This window comes from Hahella sp. HNIBRBA332, from assembly GCF_030719035.1.
Lineage (GTDB): Bacteria > Pseudomonadota > Gammaproteobacteria > Pseudomonadales > Oleiphilaceae > Hahella.
Map to the genome: position 1 here is coordinate 6,260,878 of NZ_CP132203.1, position 21,846 is coordinate 6,282,723.

The 21,846-nt window shown below is 59.6% G+C and carries 16 protein-coding genes; 6 read left to right on the forward strand and 10 right to left on the reverse strand.

Going from position 1 to position 21,846, the window contains the following annotated elements; translation table 11 throughout:
- Positions 1–4: 4 nt before the first annotated feature.
- From O5O45_RS27785 to O5O45_RS27810, 6 genes are all read right to left on the reverse strand, one after another.
- Complete coding sequence (locus tag O5O45_RS27785; RefSeq protein WP_305902554.1) at positions 5–1,288, reverse strand: aminotransferase class III-fold pyridoxal phosphate-dependent enzyme; 1,284 nt, start codon at positions 1,286–1,288, stop codon at positions 5–7.
- A 23-nt stretch (positions 1,289–1,311) separates the two neighbouring features.
- The gene (locus O5O45_RS27790; protein WP_305902555.1) at positions 1,312–5,634 is read right to left on the reverse strand and encodes an amino acid adenylation domain-containing protein; all 4,323 of its coding nucleotides are present in this window, start codon (positions 5,632–5,634) and stop codon (positions 1,312–1,314) included.
- 5 nt (positions 5,635–5,639) lie between these two features.
- Positions 5,640–6,548, reverse strand: coding sequence for an isochorismatase (locus O5O45_RS27795; RefSeq protein WP_305902556.1), 909 nt, complete (start codon positions 6,546–6,548; stop codon positions 5,640–5,642).
- Between the two features lie 33 nt (positions 6,549–6,581).
- Positions 6,582–8,246, reverse strand: coding sequence for a (2,3-dihydroxybenzoyl)adenylate synthase (locus O5O45_RS27800; RefSeq protein ID WP_305902557.1), 1,665 nt, complete (start codon positions 8,244–8,246; stop codon positions 6,582–6,584).
- Positions 8,246–9,460 (reverse strand): isochorismate synthase DhbC, encoded by a 1,215-nt coding sequence (gene dhbC / locus O5O45_RS27805; protein ID WP_305902558.1) that lies wholly within the window; start codon positions 9,458–9,460, stop codon positions 8,246–8,248. Before dhbC ends, O5O45_RS27800 begins: the two co-directional genes overlap by 1 nt.
- Before the next feature lie 334 nt (positions 9,461–9,794).
- Positions 9,795–10,805 (reverse strand): hypothetical protein, encoded by a 1,011-nt coding sequence (locus O5O45_RS27810; RefSeq protein ID WP_305902559.1) that lies wholly within the window; start codon positions 10,803–10,805, stop codon positions 9,795–9,797.
- A gap of 288 nt (positions 10,806–11,093) precedes the next feature.
- On the opposite strand from O5O45_RS27810, the gene O5O45_RS27815 reads away from it, so the two are divergent.
- On the forward strand, positions 11,094–13,121 hold the full coding sequence (locus tag O5O45_RS27815) for a TonB-dependent receptor domain-containing protein (RefSeq protein ID WP_305902560.1): 2,028 nt from the start codon (positions 11,094–11,096) through the stop codon (positions 13,119–13,121).
- Here the strand turns inward: O5O45_RS27815 and O5O45_RS27820 are convergent.
- Positions 13,112–14,011 (reverse strand): carbohydrate kinase family protein, encoded by a 900-nt coding sequence (locus tag O5O45_RS27820; protein ID WP_305902561.1) that lies wholly within the window; start codon positions 14,009–14,011, stop codon positions 13,112–13,114. The genes O5O45_RS27815 and O5O45_RS27820 overlap by 10 nt on opposite strands.
- 217 nt (positions 14,012–14,228) lie before the next feature.
- Between O5O45_RS27820 and O5O45_RS27825 the strand changes: the two genes are divergently transcribed.
- The gene (locus O5O45_RS27825) at positions 14,229–14,582 is read left to right on the forward strand and encodes a hypothetical protein (protein WP_305902562.1); all 354 of its coding nucleotides are present in this window, start codon (positions 14,229–14,231) and stop codon (positions 14,580–14,582) included.
- Here O5O45_RS27825 and O5O45_RS27830 read toward each other — a convergent pair.
- From O5O45_RS27830 to trxC, 3 genes are all read right to left on the reverse strand, one after another.
- Positions 14,579–15,736 carry a lipase family protein gene (locus O5O45_RS27830; protein ID WP_305902563.1) on the reverse strand — a complete coding sequence of 386 codons (1,158 nt, stop codon included), beginning with the start codon at positions 15,734–15,736 and terminating at the stop codon, positions 14,579–14,581. The two genes, O5O45_RS27825 and O5O45_RS27830, sit on opposite strands and share 4 nt — an antisense overlap.
- Positions 15,737–15,780: 44 nt before the next feature.
- On the reverse strand, positions 15,781–16,194 hold the full coding sequence (locus O5O45_RS27835) for a carboxypeptidase-like regulatory domain-containing protein (RefSeq protein ID WP_305902564.1): 414 nt from the start codon (positions 16,192–16,194) through the stop codon (positions 15,781–15,783).
- Between the two features lie 384 nt (positions 16,195–16,578).
- Entirely contained in the window at positions 16,579–17,013 is a 435-nt protein-coding gene (trxC, locus tag O5O45_RS27840; RefSeq protein ID WP_216739297.1) for a thioredoxin TrxC, read from the reverse strand.
- A gap of 108 nt (positions 17,014–17,121) precedes the next feature.
- Between trxC and O5O45_RS27845 the strand changes: the two genes are divergently transcribed.
- From O5O45_RS27845 to O5O45_RS27860, 4 genes are all read left to right on the forward strand, one after another.
- Complete coding sequence (locus tag O5O45_RS27845) at positions 17,122–18,042, forward strand: histone deacetylase family protein (RefSeq protein ID WP_305902565.1); 921 nt, start codon at positions 17,122–17,124, stop codon at positions 18,040–18,042.
- A gap of 378 nt (positions 18,043–18,420) precedes the next feature.
- Positions 18,421–20,928, forward strand: coding sequence for an ExeM/NucH family extracellular endonuclease (locus O5O45_RS27850; RefSeq protein WP_305902566.1), 2,508 nt, complete (start codon positions 18,421–18,423; stop codon positions 20,926–20,928).
- A gap of 130 nt (positions 20,929–21,058) precedes the next feature.
- Positions 21,059–21,439 carry a hypothetical protein gene (locus O5O45_RS27855; RefSeq protein WP_305902567.1) on the forward strand — a complete coding sequence of 127 codons (381 nt, stop codon included), beginning with the start codon at positions 21,059–21,061 and terminating at the stop codon, positions 21,437–21,439.
- A gap of 32 nt (positions 21,440–21,471) precedes the next feature.
- Positions 21,472–21,819: a GFA family protein gene (locus tag O5O45_RS27860; RefSeq protein WP_305902568.1), complete on the forward strand. Its 348-nt coding sequence runs from the start codon at positions 21,472–21,474 to the stop codon at positions 21,817–21,819.
- The last annotated feature ends 27 nt before the right edge of the window (positions 21,820–21,846 follow it).

The window sequence follows — 21,846 nt, forward strand, 5'->3', positions numbered from 1 at the left end:
CAGATCATTGAGCCGCAGCTCCCTCTTCCGCCTTGGCGAACAGGCCTGCGTCCAGCATGGCTTGCAGTGAGGCTTCCACCGCGTTGATGGCGAAGTCGATCTGCTCTTCCGTATGCACGCCGCAGATGAAGTTGACTTCGCGACGCAGCAGGACGCCGCGCTTCGCCATTTCCGCCAGGAAAGGCTCGGCGAGCTTCACGTGCTCCACGGGATTCTTGGAGAACAGGAACATGGGGATAGGATCATAGCCCACCACCTGCAGCGGCGTTCCCAGCGCTGCGGAGACTTTATTGACGCCTTCTTTCAGGCGTACGCCCAGTGCGGCGATGCGGCCGACGAAATCCGAACGACGATACTCATTCAAGACGGCGTCGCACACTTCCAGGGACAGCATTTCCCCACCGAAGGTGGTGGATACCTGCAGCTCTTCCATGCGCTTCATGTGCTTGGCGGAACCAACCACCGCAGACAGCGGCATGCCGGCGGCGATGCCTTTCGACAGAGTGACCAGATCGGCGGAGACGTCGAAGTATTCCTGCGCGCCGCCCAGAGCGAGACGGAAACCGGTGACCACTTCGTCCATCACCAGCAACACGCCTTTGTCATTACAGGCTTTGCGCACCTGGCGCAGGAACTCGCCAGTCAGCACGCGGTTGTAAGGAACCGACAGCAATACCGCCGCCAGCTTGTCGCCGCGCTCGGCGATCAGGTCCAGCACCGGTTGTTCGTCCATAGGCGTGAACAGCGGCATGCGGTGGGTGTACTGACGAATGACTTCCGGCACGCCGGGGGTGTCGAACATGTACTGATCGTGCCAGCCGTTGTAGCCGACGGTGATGATTTCTTCTTTACCGGTGATGTGGCGGGCCAGCCGCACGGCGGCGGAGTTGGCGTCAGCGCCGGTCTTGAAGAAGCGCGCCATTTCCGCGCCGGGAATGATGTCGGTCAGGGTTTGCGCCGCTTTGACTTCCACCGGGGTCGGCAGAGAGTGAATCAAGCCCTTGGACAGGTTTTCGCTGATGGCGCTGACGACAGTGGGATGATTGTGTCCCAGCGTGTTGGCGGCCAGACCGCAGATAAAATCGATGTATTCATTGCCGTCGACGTCAGTGACGATAGCGCCCTGGCCGCTGGCGATGTAAACCGGGAAATGACCGGGAGCGAACTGCTCCGGCTTTTTCATCATGGACTGGGTGAATCCCGCCACCAGCTTCTCGCTCTCTTTGGCGAGTTCGAAGGACTTGGTCAGGTTCAGCGTTTCCCCGTTGGGAGTTACCGGCAATGTCATAGTTATCCTCGTGATGAGATCAATTAGGGTTTATTCACAGCGGTCCGGTTTGCGGTGCGCAACAGGCCCGATTCAATGGCGTACTGCAGATAGCGGTGGAACAGGGGCTGATCGATGACAGGCATCGTCAGGCCCAGCTCCTCCATACGTTGTCGAAATTTGGCGTTGTCGATGCCGCCGGGCTCGAAACTGGGCGCGCCGGCGTCATGACTGCGTTGTTCAAAAAAGCCCAGGATCGCCTGATCCTCTTCCGCGCCTCTTTCTTTGACGCGCTGGCTCCACTGGGATAGCGGCAGGGTGTCGAAGTCGAAACCGTACTCCCGCAGCCAACCGAAAATGCGCGCCAGACTGACGTCCTGGGGCGGGGTGACGTTGTAAACGCCGCCGCCCGGGCGGGACATAGCGTCGGCGACGATGAATTGCGCCACCGCGTCCACTGGCGTCCAGGGCTCGCTGATAGGCAGATCCGGCAATGCGTCACTGCGCATCCCCGCCTGAATGATGCTCCACACCAGATCTTTGGCGTTGATGTAGCCAAAATCGGAGGCGCCGGTGACCCGGGCGAGTCGATACAGATTGACGGGGTAGCCTTTGTCGCGGGCGATTTCCGCCATGCGTTCGGAGGCCCACTTGCTCTGTTGATAGCCGTCGCCCAGCCCGTCATGAATGGGCGTGAAGTCCTCGCGCAGGCTGGGGGCGGCGGACGCCGGCGGCGCCACGGCGATGGTGGACACCAGATGCAGGGGAACGCCCCGCACGGCGGCCAGCTTGAGTAACTCGCCGGTGCTCAGTGCATTGGCGGCGCGCAGGGATTGGTAGTCGCGCATGACGCTGGTGACGGCGGCGTTATGGATGACTGCGTCAATGTGCTGAGCGAGCTGTTCAAAATCCGCCACGGACAGTCCCAGACGCGGCTTTTCCATATCCGCAAGCAGCACGCGCACCCGCCGAAACGCGCTGCAGGGCAGGCCCTGTTCCGACATCGCCTGCTCCAGACGATAGAAGGCTTCGGCGTCGGTGGCGCCGCGCACGGCGCACAGGATATCGGCGTCGGTTTGATAGAGCAGTTGATGCAGCAATTGCGCGCCGACGAACCCTGTGGCCCCGGTGAGCAATATCTGCCTGGGCGCTGCGCTCAGGTCGAATGCAACAGCCGGCGCCGGCGGCAGGGATTGAGCGAAAGCATCGCAGTCCGCCAGAATCTGTTCCAGCAAGTCCCGTGATTGCGGCTGCGCGTCATCCGTCGCAAACAACGCCTGAGCCAGCGCGGCGACGGTCGGACTTTGAAAAATCAAAGTGACCGGCACTTCCCGGCCAATGCGCGCGCTCAGTCTGTTGGCCACCTGAATGGATTGCAGGGACTGTCCGCCCAGCAGAAAGAAGTCGTCTTCCGGCTTGATGGCGCTTTGGCCCAGCACGTCGCGCCAGACATCAATGATGAGTTGCTGTTCCGCGCTGGCCTCAGCTTGAGGCAAGTCGCTTGTAGATGCTGTTTCGATCGCGTTGAGCTGCTTGCGGTCCACCTTGCCGGCGGCGTTTTTGGGCAGGCGCTCATGCATGACCAGCGCAGATGGCGTCATCGCCGCCGGCAGCCTGGATTTAAGCGCCTCCCGCAATTCTGCGATGGCGTAGGGCTGTCCCGCCAGATGCGCCACCAGACACTTCACACCGTTACCTTGCTGGCTCAGTGTCACGGCGGCTTCCTGTACGCCGGGCAGGGCGCTGAGCGCAGACTCAATTTCCAGTGGGTCGATGCGATGGCCGCTGATCTTGATCTGATCATCCAAACGTCCCAGGAACTCGACATTGCCTTGCGCATTGATACGCGCACGGTCGCCGCTGCGATAGGCGCGCTGCGGCTGTTTGGCCCAGGGGAAATGCGCCTGGATAAAGCTTTCTGCGGTCTTCTCCGGCAGATTGAGGTAGCCGTCGGCCAGTCCGCCGCCGAGCAACAACAGCTCGCCTTCCTCGCCCCGCGGCAGCAGTTCCATCTCTGGATTGACTACCGCGACGGCGCGACCGCCCAGAGGCTGGCCGATGCTGATGACGCCTGCGTCAGCGCTGAGGTTCGCGCTGGTGGCGACCACCGTGGCTTCACTGGGGCCGTAAGTGTTGTACAGGGCGATGCGGTCGCCGAAACAGCCGCGCCATTGCGCCACCCGCTCCGGCAATACCGCTTCGCCGCCGATAATGACAGCGCGCAGACTGGGTGGGAGTTCCAGCGACGCCGTCGCGCAGCCGAACGCCAGCTCATGCCAGTACGCCGTGGGCAGATCCAACAGGGTGACGCCCCATTGGCGGCATTGCTCCAGAAAGCGCGGAGCGGATTCCAACATGGCGTCATTGCGCAGAATAAGGCGCGCTCCCTGCGCCAAGGTGACGAAAATCTCTTCGATGCAGGCGTCAAAATGCAGCGGCGCAAACTGCAGTACGCGATCCGAAGCGGTGACGGCGTAAGCGTCGATGGCGCCGGCGACGAACTCCGCCAGAGCCTGATGTCCGATAACCACGCCTTTCGGCGCGCCGGTAGAGCCGGAGGTGTAGATCAGGTAAGCGGGGCCCGCCTGTGTCGTCGACTCCGGCCACAGTACTGTTTTGCTGACTGCGTCCAGGGATAACGCCGCCAGACTCACTACCGGCGAGTTGGCGTCGACGTTTAACTCGGAGTCCGAGTTCTCCGTCACCACCAAAGCGGGGCGGGCGTCTTCAATGATCAGGCGATTGCGGGCGATGGGCGCGGCCGGATCCAGAAAAACGAACGCGGCTTCGGCGGCCCAGGTCGCCAGCGCCGTCACGATGGCGCCTTCGCTGCGAGGCAGCGCCAGGGCGACGATATCACCCGGATTCACTCCAGATTGTCGCAGGCGTTCGGCAATTCCAGTAACGCGCTCGCCCAGCTCTTCATAGCTGAGGCAACGCCCGTTCGCCTGCAGGGCGATGGCCTGCGGGGTTGTCATAATGCGTTGGCGCAACGCAGTGAGAACAGGTTGCGGCGTCTGGCTGGTGGCGGGGCCCTGCAGCCAGGACAGCGCATCACGATCAACCTGAATGGGCTGCTCCATATCGACTGCGACCTGCTCCAGCAACGTCAGCATCTGCTGCTGAATGTTCTGCAAATCGGTTTGGCTGTAACGGTTCGGGTTGGCGTCCAGATCGAAACGCAGGCCGCCGTCCTTGTTCAGAATAAAGGCGAAGGACAAGTCCTCCACCGGACCGGCGCAGAGATTATGAGTGCGGGAGACGCAGCCCTGAAATTCCACATGGCGGTCGAACGGCATGATGTTCACCACCGGGCCGAACAGACGTTGATCACCGCCCACGCGATTGAGGTCGCGACGCAGCTGCTCATAGCGGTAGCGCTGATGCATGCGGGTCAGACGGGTTTGCTGCGCAGCGAGTTGCACCAGGTCTTTAAAGGAATCCACGCCAGCGACCTGCAGACGCAGAGGAATAATATTCATCACCATGGCGGGTACGCGCAGGGACGCGGAGCCCATGCGTCCCATGACCGGCGCGCCCAGCGTGACTTCGCGGGCGCCGGTGCGGCGATGAATCAGATAAGCGGTGGCGGCGGTGAGCGCATCCGACCACGTGGCTCCGACCGCGCTGGCCGCGGTTTGCAGTCGCTTGATCAACTCCGCCGGCAGGCTGCGCTCCACCCGCGTCGCCATGTCGGCGATGGGCGCGTTGGAGCGGCTGAGGCTGACGGGCGGCGTCTGGCCTTCCAGATAGCCTGCCCAGAAATCCCGGTCCTTGGCGAACGCCGGTGATTGGCGATAGCGCAGGTCTTCCTCCAGCACTTTATCGTAGTCGCCAAAGGCGCGTCCCACCGTGGCGGGGTCTGTTTCCGGGTTGGCCGCCAGGGCGTTGTAGATTTCCGCCACCCGTTGCGACAACAGGGCGAAGGCGAAACCGTCGCAGGCGATATGATGGATGCGTTGATGCCAGCAGTAGTGGTCGTCGCCGAGTTTGATCAGAGCCTGGGTGAACAGCGGCCCTTGCGACAGGTCCACAGTGGCGGTCAGATCGCTCAGCATCCACAGGCGCGCCTGCTCCAGCGGCGCTTCGAAGTGGCTGTAATCTTTCTGCACCAGGACGAACTCCGGCGCGTGCAGACGTTGCGCCGTTTCCCTGGCGCCGGAATGGAAGGTAGCGTGCAGCGCAGGCGCTTCGATCAACGCCTGGCGCAACGCGCGCTCAAACAGCTGGATGTGCAGCGGTCCGCGCAATTCCACATATTCAGCCGCGTTGTACATGGGGCTGGCGGGGTTGATCTGCTGGCCCAGCCATATCCCGTTCTGCGCGGCGGACAATCCTTTGATCAACGTCTCGGCCGGAGTGGTCATCAATCTCAGGCCTCCGTCGTCGTCAGGCGTGGTTCGATGGTGCGCCACCATTCACTGATGGTCAGCGACTCCGCCAGATCCACAAAGGTGATGTCGGCGCCGCGGGCGCGCCAGTTTTCCAGCAGGGACATGACGCGAATGGAGTCGAGTCCCATGTACATCAGATTCTCTTCCGGGTCCACGTCTTCCGGGCTCATCATCAGAATGGCGGCGACGTCGCGACGCAGGGCTTCCAGACTCAACGGTTCGGCTGGAGCGGCCGCGGTGTTGGCGGTTGCGCCGTTCAGCGCCGCCAGCACCACTTCCAGTGGGTCGACGTGGCCACAGCGCTGCGCCACATAGTTCAACGCCATTTTCTGTTCCTGTTCGGAAAAATCGGCGACGGCGTCCGCCACCACGAAAGGCTTGATGTCGAGCATGAAGGCTTCCAGTGAGGTGGCCAGCACGCCGATGTGAGCGTAGACGCCGCAGATGATGAGCTGGTCTTTGCCGTTTTCACGCATGTAATCCAGCAGGGGCGTGCGTTTGAACGCGCTGTAGCGCCATTTCACGTATTGGATGTCGTCGTCTTCCGGCGCCAGCTCCGCCACGATGTCGGTCAGGTTGGGATCGGCCGCCAGACCGGTTCCCCAGAAATCCGTCAACAGCGCACGGTCTTCCTGCGTCTGGTCGCCAGGCTGGGCGGTATACACCACGGGCACGCCGGCTTTTTTGCAGGCCGCCTTCAGCGCCTGGATATTGGCGAGCAGAGGGCCCATGGGCTCTCCGTCCAGATTGTAGAAGTTAACGAAATAACGCTGCATGTCGTGCACCAGCAGCACCGCCCGCGACGGATCGATAGTCCAGTCGGTCTTGTTGCTTGGCAGGGCGGATGCGTTCGCCAGGGAATAATCAGCGATTTTTGGAATAGCCATAGGGGTCCTTATCAACCTAAATCTTGTTCTGGTTTAAGCCATGGTGGGCGGCGCGATCTTATCCGCGATCATCTGCCGCAACGCCTTCTTGTCCACCTTGCCCAGACGGGTTTTGGGGAAGGCGTCGACGAACTCGATGCGGTCTGGGATCTTGAACACGGCGAGATCGCGCTCGCGCAGAAATTTGAGCAGATCCTGCGGGCGCGGGCGTTGCCCCGGCGCGGCGGCATGAGTCTGCGGAATGACGTAGGCGCAGGTGCGCTCGCCAAGGTAGGGGTCCGGCATCGCCACGACAGCGGCGTCGTGCACCAGCGGGTGCGCCAGCAAATGGTTCTCCAGCTCGTCTGCGGCCACTTTTTCACCGCCCCGGTTGATCTGGTCTTTGGCGCGACCTTCCACCACCAGATAACCGGCGTCAGTCAGGCGCACTACATCGCCGGTGCGATAGAAACCGTCGGCGGTGAAGGATTTGGCGTTGTGCTCCGCCGCCTTGAAATAACCGCGAATCGTGTAGGGACCGCGGGTCAGCAATAGCCCGGTGGCGCCAGGCGCTACCGGCTGGTCGTCCTCGTCCACGATGCGCACTTCATCCGCCGGCGAAATCGGGCGACCCTGGGTGGTGACGACGGTGTCGATGTCGTCGTCCAGGCGGGTGTAGTTCACTAGGCCTTCCGCCATGCCGAATACCTGCTGCAGCTTGCAGCCTAGGACCGGCGTGACGCGGCGGGCGGCTTCTTCAGTAAACTTGGCCCCGCCCACCTGCAATACCTGCAGGCTGGACAGATCCGGCGGCGAACCGGCGTTCTTCAGATTGTCGCAGGCGGTCATCCAGGCCAGGGCCAGTGGCGGCACCATGGCGGTCATGGTGACCCGGTGACGGGCGATCAACGGAAACGCGATATCCGGCGCGCCGGACTCGGACAGCACCACGGTTCCTCCTGCGAACAGAACGCCCAGGACGCCCGGGGAACTGAGCGGGAAATTATGCGCGGCGGGCAGCACGGAGAGGTACACGGTCTGCGGCGACAACTCGCAAATCTCGGCGCTGGCGCGCACGCTGTACAGATAGTCGTCGTGGGTGCGCGGAATCAGCTTGGACATGCCGGTAGTGCCGCCGGACAGCTGCAACAGCGCGATCGCGGAAGGATCGATCTCCGGCAGTGAACAGGGTTCCTGGAATAAACCGTCGAGAGGGACAAAGTCTCCCGCGTCGCCGGCGATGATGACATGCTGCACCAGGCGCTCGTTTTTCAATTTCCCGCCGATATCGCGATAGTCGAACCCGCCGCTTTTGGCCGGTGCGATATAGGCGACGGCGTCGGCGAATTCGCAAAAGTAGCTGATCTCGGCGTAGCGGTGGGTGGGCAGGGCCATGATCGGCGCCGCGCCCAGGCGAAACAGCGCAAAAATCACTTCAATGAATTCGCCGATGTTAGGCAGTTGCACCACGACCTTGGAACCCGGAGTAATTCCGAGGGTAATTAATCCTGATGCCAACTGATCCGCCCTGGCGTTAAGATCGCCATAAGTCCAGGAACGCTCGCCGGCGATCACCGCGGTGCGGTCGCCGAACGCCTGAGCGCCGCGGCTCAGAATGCTTCCCAGGTCGTCACCGGTCCAGTAGCCGGCGACGCGGTACAGCTCCGCCTCCGCAGCGGGCCAGGGCGTGAGTTCGATCTGCTCCATGCTCGCGGACATCAGGCGATCTCCACGCGGGTAGGCGCGGACGCATGGCTGTCGAGGCCGATGGCGTTCAGCATGGTCTTTAACTTGGTGGAGGTCTCATCCAGTTCTTTCTGTGGGTCGGAGCCTTCGACTACGCCTGCGCCTGCGTAAAGGCGAAGCAGGCGGTCCTCCACTTCCGCACAGCGGATGGTGACGGCCCATTCACCGTCGCCGGAGGCGTCGCTCCAGCCGACCATACCTGTGAAAAAGCCCCGGTTAAAGGGCTCCAGTTCACCAATCAATTCCCTGGCGCGCTCCGTGGGATAACCGCACACGGCGGGCGTGGGGTGCAGCGCCTGCGCCAAAGCATAAGAGGTGATGGCCGGATCGATCAGCTCGCCAGTGATTTCCGTGGACAGGTGCCACAGCGTCGGCGTTTGCGTCAGTGAAGGCGTGCTGGGCACATCCAGATTGCGACAGAATGGCGCCAGCGCTTTGGCCACCGCGTCGATCACGACAGCATGTTCATGCAGGTCTTTTTCCGATTGCAGCAACGCGCCGGCGCGGCGGGCGTCTTCTTTGCGGTCCGGGCTGCGCGCGACGGAACCCGCCAGCGGATTAGCGAATACGCGCATGCCACTGCGCGAAACCAGCAGCTCCGGGCTGGCCCCCACCAGAAAACGGCGGGGATGGGCCGCATCCGCCAGATTGGCGGCGAAGTTATACCCTTTCGGATTGGCGCGGCGCAGATTGGTGAGCAACTGTACAATGTCGATAGGACGGTCAGCGCGCAGTTCCAGGGAACGCGCCAACACCACTTTGCTGATGTCGCCGCGGCGAATATGCTCCAACGCGCTGTTCACGCTTTGTTTGTAGCCCGCGCCGGATGGTACTTCCTTCGCCTCATAAGACCCGAAATCGGTGATGACGCCGGTGCGCCCGGAAACCACGTCGCGACGACGCCAGGACCGGGTAGGCACAGTCAGCATGGGCGCTTCCCCTGGCAGGAAAGGAGCGGCGCCGACCACCATGGGATCTTCGATACCCTGTTCCCTGGCCTCGCGCAGGGCGGCGGGGATGGCTTCATTCAGATCTCCAGCGCCCAGACGGGCGAAGACGCCGGCGGTCATCAGGGTTTGCCGGGGTGAGGAGAAGAAAAAAGGAGTTTCCGTCAGATGTTTTTTCAGCAATTGGAGAAACGCTTGATCATCCGCCTGTGGTTCCAGATGCAACGTCAAGTCATTCATGCCTGCTCCTTAGGTGACTGGTTATCAGACAGGCTGCTCCTCAGAACCGGTGAGCCGCCCCGCGTTAAGAAATGTAAAATATAATCTAAATGAAAATAATTCTCATTTGAAGAGAAATTTTCTTGTCCCACAGGGTGGAAAATGACAAGTTCGGACCTGATTTACGTACCGCCAGGCAGGAGCGGCGCGCATCGCAAGGGAAACGGACGGGACGTCCGCCTTCGCGAAAGAAAATCAATGTTATTTGATATTGATTATTATTTGCAACCGATTGTTAGACGTATTGATTCGTCCAGAGGGCAGTCTTCACCGGTCTGACTTTACCAAAAACCGACTAAGCTCCAGCGTCGTCAACGTTCTGAGTTGCGTCGATGGCGGCGAGAAAGCGCTGGCGATGCGGCGGCGGCAGTAGCTGCGCGCGTCGGCGCATCTCCGCCAGCGGCAACGGGTTGTCGCCGCAGCGTGGAAAAGTCTTCCGTTTGTGGGCGGCGCCGAGAAACAGATAGCCGTCGAACAGCTCCCGCACAGGGCGTTCGGCGAGATAAGGAACCCGTTGACTGAGCGCGGCGAATGGCAGAGCGCCCAAGGCGCTGCGGGCGGTGTGAACCAGCGCGGGCGTCCGCCAGTTTTCACGTTGTGCGACTGCCGTGACATCGGGGCGATGGCCGAAATGAGGCCAGAGATAATAACTCTGCCCCGGATCAAGGTTGCGCAAGCGGCTGGCCAGGGGCGACCCGTTTATTCCTGGCGGGTTGTTTGTTGCTGGCTGTGTATGCATTCCCGGCATAGCGCCAGATGGGTAACCGCGAAGCAGGTGGAACGCGCCAAAGATCAACAGCGCGCGCCGATTGCGTGCGATGACTTCCTGTTCAATCAACCCCTGATAGTGGACTTCCCGTCGCTGGTTGGCCTCTCGCCACTGGCGTCCAGCGTCGGCGGCGCGCCAGTCGATAGGCGGGTCCGCCGCCAATACGCGTATTCGGGGCGCTGGCAGGCGTTGATTGATGTGTCGCACCGCTTGAAAAAAACGTCGGTAAACCTCGGCGAACCAGGCGCAAAAATGCAGGGTATCGCCGCAAACGGCGTCGATTTTGTCTTCAAGTCCTGGTTTGCCGGCGATATAGGCGTCCAACAGAGGCTGACTGCAGGCGGCGGCGAACTCAACGACGATGGTGTCCAACAATGGCGCGGTATCCGGGCGCAGCAAACAGTCGATAAGCCATTGCAGGATCGCCTCCACGCCATGGGCGTCGCCGACCCCGACGATCTGGTATTGCCTCAGCAACGCCGCCAACGCAGGCGTTGCGGATTCGTGGACAGGGAATCTGGGGGAATGCGGGGTCACGCGTCGTCTACTACCTTGGGGGCTAGTCGCTTGTTCTACAGGAAAAAAAGAGTCTACCTGTAAGACGACTTATTGTCATTTGACAATGATTATCATTTGCAATAGTCTGGGCCCGCTCGTAAGGACAGCGCGCCGTCACTCCGCCTCCCGCAGTATTTGCGGACTCTGACGCACTTCCATTTCTGGAGTCGCCTGATTTCCGCTGTCATTCCGACGTCGCCTCCGAAGACGCGCCCGGCGCGGTTTGCTTCGCAATATTCCATTTCAGTTTTATCGGTAACAGCAGTCATGAAAAACAGTTCGCATCGTATGCTCGTTCGCTCTTTGGCGTTATACGGAACCTGTGGTCTTGTCGCCGCCTCCGCCGCTGCGGCGGAAACCCAGGGAAGCGCCCAGTTATTGCAGCCGGTGGTGGTGACCGCCTCGGGTAAAGGCCAGGATGAAGCGACGGCGCCGGCCAGCGTCAGTGTTATCAGCGGTGACGAACTGCAGGCGAAACCGGTGCATGATCTGGTGGATGCGTTGGGGGAGATCGAGGGCGTCACTGTGAGTGGGAACGCCAACCGCCGCACCTTGCAATTGCGCGGTCTGGACCGCGCCTATGTGTTGATGCTGATCGATGGACGTCGCGTGGACAGCACGTCGGCGGTGTTTCGCGGCAACGATTTCGATACCGGCTGGATTCCCGTCGAAGCCATCGACAGAGTCGAAGTGATTCGCGGCCCCATGTCTTCGCTGTATGGCTCCGACGCCATTGGCGGGGTGATTAACATCATCACTAAACCGGTGAGCGAGCAGTGGCATGGCTCTGTCACGGTGGATACGGTTGTGCAGGAAGACAGCGCCGCTGGCGACAGCCGCAAGCTGGGCTTTTATGTCAGCGGCCCGTTGGCGGAGAAAAGTCTGGGCGTGAAGGTCTACGGCAGCGTGGATCGCCGCGAAGCTGACGGCGCAGTGAACCCAGACCCGGAAAGCGGCGGCGAACCGCTGGACGGTTTCGCCAGGAACGACAACCACGCGCTGAACGGCGAACTGACCTGGGCCGCCAGCGCTACGCAGAATGTCAGTCTGGCGCTGGAAAGCTCCTCCCGGGAGCACGATGAACAGGATCTCGACCGCCTCGGCGTGGCGCTGACCCACAAAGGCAAATGGAGCTTCGGCGATACTGAAATCAAGGTGTATGGCGATCGCATCGAGAACAACACCGGCAACATTGGCGGCCAAACCAATCCCAATAAGGCGCACAACGCCAGCATTGACGGCCGGGTGACCCTGCCCATCGACGCCTGGGCGCAAACCCTGACCCTGGGGGCGGAAGCGCGCTATCAGAAACTGAAAGACCCTTCCACGTTGACGGGCAGACCGGGGACGGACTCCTTCGGCCAATCCGATTCCACTGATGTCAGACAACAGGCGCTGTTCATTGAAGACGAGTTCATGCTGCGGGACGACCTGTTGCTGACTTTAGGCAACCGTCTGGATCACCATGAAAACTTCGGCAATCACAACAGCCCACGGGCGTATCTGGTGTATCTGCTGAGCGATGAAATCAGCGTGAAAGGCGGCTGGGGCAAGGCGTTTCGCGCGCCGACGCTGCTGCAGAACAGTCCTAATTGGGGCTCCGCTTCCTGCGGCAGCGCCACAGCGGGATGCTATATCGTCGGCTCCGACGAACTGAAGCCGGAAACCAGCGAGAGCAAGGAAATCGGCGTGCGCTTCGACTATTCCGAATGGGGCGGCGCGCTCACTGTCTTCCGCAACGATATCGAAGACATGATCGATATCTCCAGCCGCACCCGCGACCCGGATCTGGCCCCGACCTTCGATAACTTTGTCGGCTTCCTGCCCGATGGGCGGCCGATATTCGCCTACCAGAACGTCAGTAAAGTGAAGACGGAAGGCGTCGAGGCGTCATTCCGCTATAACCTGACGACGGATCTGGATGTGCGCGCCAGCTACACCTACCTGGACGCCAAGGATGTCAGCGACGGCCAGGACGCCAAGCCCCTGCTGTATCGTCCGCGTCACTCCGGGACGGTGAAGCTGGGCTGGTCCGTCAGCGATCAATGGGATCTGGGGCTGACCGGCAATTATGTGGGCGAGCAATACGCCTATATTTCCCGGGATGGCACCGAGCTGATCAAGCTGCCGGAATACGTCACCTTCGATCTGCAATCCCTGTACGCGATCAACGACTATTTCTCCGTCGGCGCCGGCGTGCTGAACCTGGCGGACAAACAAGTGGATCGCGAGCAGAGCTATGAAATCAATGAAGACGGTCGCCGTTATTACCTGTCATTGAAAGCTCAGTTCTGATCCTGCGCGGACAGATGGTCCTGCTCCAGCGCCGCCGCTGAGAGCAGGTCCGACGCTAGCTGCGTGGAGGTAATGCAAAACGCCGCCGCCAGGGTTCCCGCCCGTAAACGGCGGCGCATGTCCCAGCCTTGGCAATAGCCGTAGAGAAAACCGCTGAAGAAGGCGTCGCCGGCCCCGTTGCTGTCCACCAGCTCAAATCCTTCCGCAATACCCTGTTCATACCAGTTCCCCTCGTCGTCCAGCGCCGTACTTCCCTGTGCGCCATGAGTGCAGACCACAAACTCCTTGCCGGCGGCCACTTGCTGCGCCATGAAAGCGCGGTAGTCCGGAAAATTATCACTGGACAGAAACAGGGCGTCCGCCGTTTGAATAAACTCATCGTGATGCGGGTTGGCGCCGTCGTAATCATGCAGGTCAATCCACAGCGGTTTGCCCAGCTCTCGCGCCCGCGCCAACACCGGTCGGGTGTAGTTGAGTATGCTGACGGCGGCGATATCGCACTGCTTCAGCGCCGGGTCCAGGTCACTCCAATGCAGCGGCGCCTCGTCCGCGGAAGGATGCGTGAAGATGGAAATGCGTCCGCCGTCGGCGGCCATCAGGTTGGTATGCTGTTCCGTGGGTTCATCGATCAGTTCGACAATGCAGGGCAGATCGCGGCGCCGACATTCCCGCAGGATGGCGTGGCCGGCTTCGTCTTTGCCGAGAATCATGTGCAGACGCACATCCATGCCCAACTGTTTAAGGTTGAACGCTTTGCCGGCGCCAGTGCCGCCGACCGCCTGATAGCTGCCTTTGGCGAGCAGGGTCTGAGGCTGGGGTTGCGGGAAGTTATCCAAATGAATCAGAGTGTTGAAAGATGCGCCGCCGACGACCAATACGGACTTGGACATAGGATTACCGCCTGAATGCAAAAGGGAGTGTGGAGTTATTATTCGCTGGCGGACAAGGCTTCGCCTTTTGGGCAAAATAGCCGCCGCCGTTCAGGCAGAATAACCGCAAAAACGACAGGTCTGCTCCCTCGTCGCCAGGGATTCGCCGGAGTAGGGCGGGGGGGGAACCGGGCGTTCTTGGAGGACTTCGAAAGGATGAGTGAGAAACGCGAAGAAAATGGCCTTATTTACTGACATTTTGGCGGTATTCCGCCGCTATCTGCACGGAGATGTAATCCTGTCCGGTTGGATCGCGGAGTATGACGGCGCGTTGCGGGAGGAAGGGGATGAGCTGGTGTTTTCTCTTCCTGGATTATTTGAATTCTGTCTTCGTCACGGACTCTTGCGCGACCCGGATATTCAATACCCTCAGTTTCGCGCGGCGTTGTACCAGAATCCCACCAATACGGAAGTGAACGCCATGGGCGGTAACCTGCGCATCTACGCCAACGCCGGCAAAGTAGACGCCAGTTTGTATGCGTTAACGCGCCCGCCCGCAGGGGCGGACGCATCTTTGGCGCGGACGGATTAGCGTCTCAGGCGCACCGCATCCGCCGCTCTGCGGGCCAGGTTGTACATGAAGGAGGTGAATACCTTCAGGGTCCAGCGCAGGAAATTCACGGTGATGCTTTCCACTTTGGAAATTGCATAACCCACCGCATTGAGCATCTTCAGAATCAGGCGCTCCACCAGTCCCGCCATCTCTTTGCCCATGCGCACCGCCTGATCCAGCAACATCGCTAACTGGTCCATGACTGTCAAACCCGCCGCCAGGGCGACGTTGATGCCGATGCCAACGCCGTGCAGCACCTTCTTCAATACCCAGATCAACGCTTTGTTGATCATATTGAAGGAGTTGACGGTAAAGGAGATGGGGCCGTCCGACTTCAGCCACTTCTCGACGTCATCCGTCAGGCTGGCGCTGGGTTGTCTGATCTTCAGCGACTCCCAGGTCTTGCCTTCCACCGAGTCAATATAGTGGTCCATCAGGTGGTTCTTGGAGGCGAAGTTCATCCCGCAATCGATGAAGCATTCCGTTCCCGGGTTAGGCACGTGGTAGAACGGCCAGGTCGGCACCCAGGGCACGGGGTCGGTGCTGTGGGCGACGCGATAGATATTCGCGGCGTTCACCTGGCGGGTCAGATTAGAGGCGAAGCCGGATGAGCCCACCCGTGGGCTGCCGAAGGTGTACAGCACCGGCTCCGCCACGTTGTTTTCCACCAGCCACTCCGCAATCAATGACGCCAGTGCGCCGCCCAGGCTGTGCCCGACGCAATGCACCCGCCGCGGACTGTAGCCTTGAAAGAACTTGCGGATGTCCTGTTCGAAGGACTTGTAGGTGGTGTTGAAGCCGGTATGCACGAAGTTGCCGCTGCTGGAGCGCTGCACAGACGTGTGCGCGTCCGTCAGTATGTCCCGGAAGTTGGTGGCGTCGGTGCCGCGGGTGACGATGAAAGCGTCGTCGCGAAACTCGTTGCAGGTATCGCTCACGCCGCGGGCGGCGAGACCGAAGCCGGATTGATATTTGAAAATGGACGCGCCGGCGACGCCTTCGAAACGCGACTCGTTAGTGAGAGCGAACTTCCCCGCCAGCTTATTACCGAAAAGACTGACGTCTCGTTCATGAATGATGCGATACGAACGCTCTGCAGCGTACGCCGCCTCAGATGGAGTTAGAACTGCCACGACTGATTTCCCCTGTAATGACTACTTTTGTTTTGGTTATGCGGTCATTCCAATTGGCATATGCCCTTGACTACATAGGAGCGACCTTCCTTGACTGACTCCTCGTCGGCGAGGTCGCATTTAAGACGAATCTTGACGTCCTTGCCGAGTTCGGAATCTTCATCGAAATTCAGTTTACTGGTCGTCCAGGCGAGGTATTCCTGACCGTCATGGCGAATGATCATTTTCTGATGAATGACGGGTTGACCAGGTAAGTATTTGGATACAGTGCGGGAATAATATGCGGGAAATTGGAAGCGGCCCTGGGCGTCGGTGGAGGTTTCTTCGACGGCGTTTTCGTCATTGCCCCAGGTCAGCGTGCGTCGCACCTGCGCGCCGGCGACGGGGTCGCCGTTGAGGGTGACGACAGCCGACATGTGCGAAGCGAGACAGACCTTTCCGATATCGAAAATAGACATAGACCATCCTTTGCTAGACAGACATATCGATAGAACAGCAACCATCCAGATAATATTTTTGGTAGTCACGACTCTGAGTTCTTCTTATTAGTTTAGTTTCTCAATGTGCGCTGGCGATAAAACAGCCTGCAGACATTGGATATGCGTTCCCGCGGGACAATGCAATAGTAAGCGCTGACTTTTTATGAAATGCGTCAAAATATTCCGTATTTTTTTACGAGAAAATATAACTGATTGATTTTTCAGAAATATGAAAAAGGAAATATTTTTTGACCAGTTAGATCAATAGTTAGACAGGCGGTTTTTTAAGCTTGGAAAGGGGGAGACAAGGCTCCCGTCAAAAAACAGGAGCGAAGGGAAAGTGTGAAATTGCGAGGGAGTGGCTTACAAATTCTCCCGCACCCATTGAACCAGTTGTGGACCCTGTAGTGCGCCGGAAATACGGGCGACTTCTACGCCTTTCTTGAAGATCGCCAGGGTGGGGATGCTGCGGATCTGGAATTGTTGAGCCAGTTGTGGGTTGCTCTCTGTATCCACTTTCACGCAACGCACTGCAGGCTCCAATTGCGCGGCGGCCTGCTCGAAAATCGGCGCGAACATTTTGCAGGGGCCGCACCAGGGCGCCCAGAAGTCCACCAGCAGGGGCAGGTCGCTGGTCTGCAGGTGTTTGCCGAAGTTATTCTGTCCGAGGGCGACGGGATGTCCAGCGAACAGTGGTTGTTTGCAACGGCCGCATTTGCCGCCGGCGGTGAGTTTGGCTGCGGGAACCCGGTTGGTGGTGTCGCAATGGGGACAGACAACCTGTAATGTATCGCTCATTTCTTTAACGCCCTGAATGTTTGAACTCTATGCTAGATGGGGGAAGGACGAAGGTGTTTCAAGTTGATTTGCGCGCATGCGCCGCCCGTAAGAGATGATATTGGTTGTATGACAAAGGTTCCGCTGGTTTATCACCCCGAATACAGTCCTGAAATTCCCGCTGGTCACCGTTTTCCCATGGAGAAATTCCGCTTGTTGGCGGAGTTTCTGCGCGCTGAGGGGGTGCTGACGGACGCCAATCTGTTTGCGCCGGAAGCGGCGACCCAGGACGACATCGCCCTGGCTCATTGCGCGGATTACGTGCGCGACTTTCACCATGGCGAACTGTCCCCCAAGCACATGCGCCAGATTGGTTTGCCCTGGTCGGAAGGCGTCTGCACGCGGACTTTCCGGGCGGTGGGCGGCACTTTGCTGACCGCGCGACTGGCGCTGAAATACGGGCTGGTAGCGCACCTGGCGGGGGGCACCCATCATGCGCATTACGATCATGGCAGCGGCTTCTGCGTGTTCAACGATCTGGCGGTGGCGGCGCGGGTTTTGGTGCGTAGGGGCGAGGCGTCACGGGTGCTGATCATCGACTGCGATGTGCATCAGGGCGACGGCACCGCGCGCATCCTGACGGACGATCCGGACATTTTCACCTGCTCTTTCCACTGTCGTCAGAACTTTCCCTATCGCAAGGCGCACAGCGATTTCGATATCGAGCTGGATCGCGGCTCTGATGGCCGCGCTTACATGCAGACCATGGAGCATTGGCTGCCTTATATCTTCGACCTGACCCAGCCGGACTTCGTACTGTACGACGCCGGCGTCGACGTGCATGACGATGATGTGCTGGGACATTTGCATCTCAAAGACGCGGATATCGCGGAGCGGGATGAATATGTCATCCGCCAGTGTCTGGAGCGCGATGTGCCGGTGGCCTGCGTGATCGGCGGCGGGTATGACAAGGACCGCAAACGTCTGGCCGCCCGTCATGGCATTATGCATGGTGTGGCGGACCGTCTTTATCAGGAGTATGCGTTATAGGGGACGGCCAGGCCGTCCTTTGTTTCTCTCGTCCGCCATCTTCTTCCAGCCGCCGCTCTAATCACAGCTCTCTTTAATCCTCTGATTTTGCGGATAGTTCGTCACATTTTTGTCATCTGTTTCGCGTAAATCTGTCACCGGTTTCCTGTTGCATTAGACAGGTTTTCCCGGAAACGACTTCCTCCCCCGACGGTTCGATGATTTCCAGGCTGGAGCGCCTGACGGTCGCATTTATCTGCGTCCGCGTCACAAGGTAAATATCCGGAATCCGGATCAGATCGCATAATCACCGTCCGCCGATAAGCTAGACTAAGCCTGCCCGTTAGAGAAAACGGGTGGGGATAACTCGATAATAAATAAAGTAAAAAGGGAACAAACATGACTACCAAGCCAAGGTTCAAGGTATCCGCGTTGTTATTGGGCATGGCGATGCTCCATACCGGCGCGGCCCACGCAGCGGCGGACCTCTTTTTCTCTGAGTATGTGGAAGGCTCCAGCAACAACAAAGCATTGGAAATCTATAACGGAACCAGCGCCGACGTTGACCTGAGCGCCTATGAAGTGCAGATGTATTTTAACGGCTCCTCCAGCGCTGGCGTGACGCTGAATCTCAGTGGAACCCTGGCGGCGGGAGACGTCTACGTCATCGCCCACAGCAGCGCGGATCCGGCGATTCTGGCGCAGGCGGATCTAACCAGCGGCGGCGGCTTTTTCAACGGCGATGACGCCATCCTGTTGCTGAAAGGCGGCGCGGCGGTGGACTCCATCGGTCAGATCGGCGTGGACCCCGGCAGTGAGTGGGGCAGCGGCGACGTCAGCACCGCTAACAACACGATGCGTCGCAAATCCGACGTGGATGCGGGGGACAGCGATCCTTACGATGCCTATGACCCCACCCTGCAATGGGACGGTTATCCCAACGATACCTTTGATGGCTTGGGCTCCTATGGCGACGGCCCTACCGATCCGGGCGGCGAGCCGGGTGAAATTGGCGAGTGCGGCGATCCCGCTACCTTGATCAGCGCCATCCAGGGCGATGGCGCCAGCTCGCCATTGAACGGCCAGCAGGTAGTGCTGGAAGCGGTAGTGACCGCGGACCTGCAAGGCGCGGATGAGCAGAAAGGCTTCTTCGTGCAGGAAGAAGACGCGGATCAGGACGGCAATGACAAGACCTCGGAAGGCGTATTGGTGTATGCGGACGCCTCTGTGCTGGACGTAAGCGTGGGCCAGAAGGTGCGGGTGCTGGGCACGGTGACCGAATACCACGACCTGACCGAAGTGAACGCAGTGCAGGCGATTAAAGTGTGCGGCGACAACAACCAGGTGACTCCAGCGCAGGTGTCTCTGCCTCTGGATAGCGCTGACGCCCTGGAAAAAGTGGAAGGCATGCTGGTGACCTCCGCGCAGCCCTGGACCGTCAACGAAGTCTATAATCTGGGCCGCTATGGCGAGGTCTTACTGGGTAATGGCCGTCGTTATATCCCGACGCATTTAGCGGCGCCGGGAGAAGACGCGGCGGCGGTGGCGGCGGCCAACGCCCTGAACCAGTTGGTGTTGGATGACGGCAGCACTAAACAGAACCCGGCGGTGATTCCATTCCCTGCGCCGGAACTGAGCGCGCTGAACACCCTGCGGGTGGGCGACAAGGTGAACGAACTCACTGGCGTCATCAGCTACAGCTTCTCCGTATACCGCATGTATCCCACCGTTACGCCAGCGTTTGTGGCGGAAAATCCCCGCACCGACGCCCCTGTGACCACCGGCGCCGGCAACCTGACAGTGGCCAGCTTCAACGTGCTCAACTTCTTCAATGGCGATGGCCAGGGCGGTGGCTTTCCGACCCCTCGCGGCGCTTCCACAGCGGAAGAGCTGGAGCGTCAGGCGGCGAAAACCGTGGCGGCCTTGTTAGCCATGGACGCAGATGTTGTGGGTCTGATGGAGATTGAAAACGACGGCTATGGCGAAGATTCCGCGATTCAGGATCTGGTCAACCGACTAAATGCGGCGGGCGGCAATTATGCGGTCGTCAATCCGGGGCTGTCGTCCCTGGGCGGCGATGCAATCGCGGTGGGCATGATCTATAAAGCGGACAAAGTGACGCCCGCCGGCGCCGCCAAGACCTTGAGCAGCTATCCGTTCGATGACTTCAATCGTCAGCCACTGGCGCAGACGTTCTCCCTGAACGACAACGACGGCAAGCTCACCGTGGCGGTCAACCACTTCAAATCCAAAGGCTGCACCAACGCGGAAGGCGATAACCAGGATCAAGGCGACGGCCAGGGCTGCTACAACGCGAAGCGTAGCGAAGCCGCGGTGGCGCTGGCGGACTGGCTGGCGAGCGATCCTACCGGCGCGGAAGACGCGGACGTGCTGATCATCGGCGACTTAAACGCCTACGCCAAGGAAGACCCGATTATGGCGCTGCAGGCGCAGGGGTATCATAACCTGCCGGCGGAGTTGATCGGCGACGCAGCTTACTCCTACGTTTTCTCCGGTGAAACCGGCTATCTGGACCACGCTTTGGCCAGCGCGTCGCTTGCTCCGCAGGTGGTCGGCGTTTCCGAGTGGCACATCAACGGCGATGAGCCGCGGGTGCTGGACTACAACGTGGAATTCAAAACCGACGCTCAGGTGTTGAACCTGTACAGCCCGGATGCGTATCGCTCCTCAGACCATGACCCGGTCATCGTGGAAATCAGTCTCGATGGCGTCAAAGAGGAAGTGAAAGGCGACTTCGACGGCGATGGCGACGTAGACGGTCGCGACCTGTTGATGCTGCTGAAGCAACTGTTCCGTCCGGTCAATGACGACAACCGTCAGTATGACCTGAATGAAGACGGCCGCATCAGCTTCCTGGACGTGTTCGCCTTCCTGCGCCTGCTGTAGTCGGCGTGCGCCAGGATTGTTAGGCTAAGCGTCGGCGCGATGCGCTGAAACGGATTTCCTCCTCCTCGACTTCTGCGGAAGCGGGGAGGAGGAGGCTCTACCTGCCTGAACAATCTTTACGAGGGCGCTTATGTCCGTCGGCTACGAACATATCAACCAGACCAAGAAAGAACGCATCACGTTCGCCCATCTTCCCGTCAGTACGCAAAATGAGATTGTCGGCCATCCTGTCTCTGCGACTATGGTGTGCTGGTATCTGATGAATAACATCGGCGACGACATTCAGTTTGTTTCCGACACCTATGACGACTGGCCGTTTCGCTCCGGTCAGCGTAAAGATTATCTCGCCTACCCCGATCGCACCGACGCTATCATCGCAACACTTGTTCAGGAAGGCGTTTTGCAGGAGGATGGCGTTCTTTATTTGGATAAAGACGAAATGTGGACGAAGACGAACCTCATTCCGTATACATCCGGGCGTTGCGCAACGTCTGGCTGGATAACTGAATAGAGATTGATCGCAACAAAACCCAAGGAGCCACCATGATCTACAAAGGCAGCTGTCATTGTGGCAATATCGCGTTTGAAGTCGAAGGCGAACTGACGGAAGTTTTGGCGTGTAATTGTTCCATTTGTTCCCGTAAAGGGTCGCTGCTGTGGTTCGTGCCGCGGTCGCAGTTGACGCTGACGTCCGGGGAAAACGCCATGAGCACCTATACCTTCAACACACACGTTATCCAGCATCGATTTTGCCCTACCTGCGGCATTCATCCTTTCGGGGAGGGAAGCGATCCCTCCGGCGTCAAGATGGCGGCGATCAACACCCGCTGTCTGGAAGGGGTGGATCTGGACGCGTTGAAAGTGAATCACTACGACGGGCGCTCGAAATAACTCACGCGCCTGTCCTTGCTAATCTTG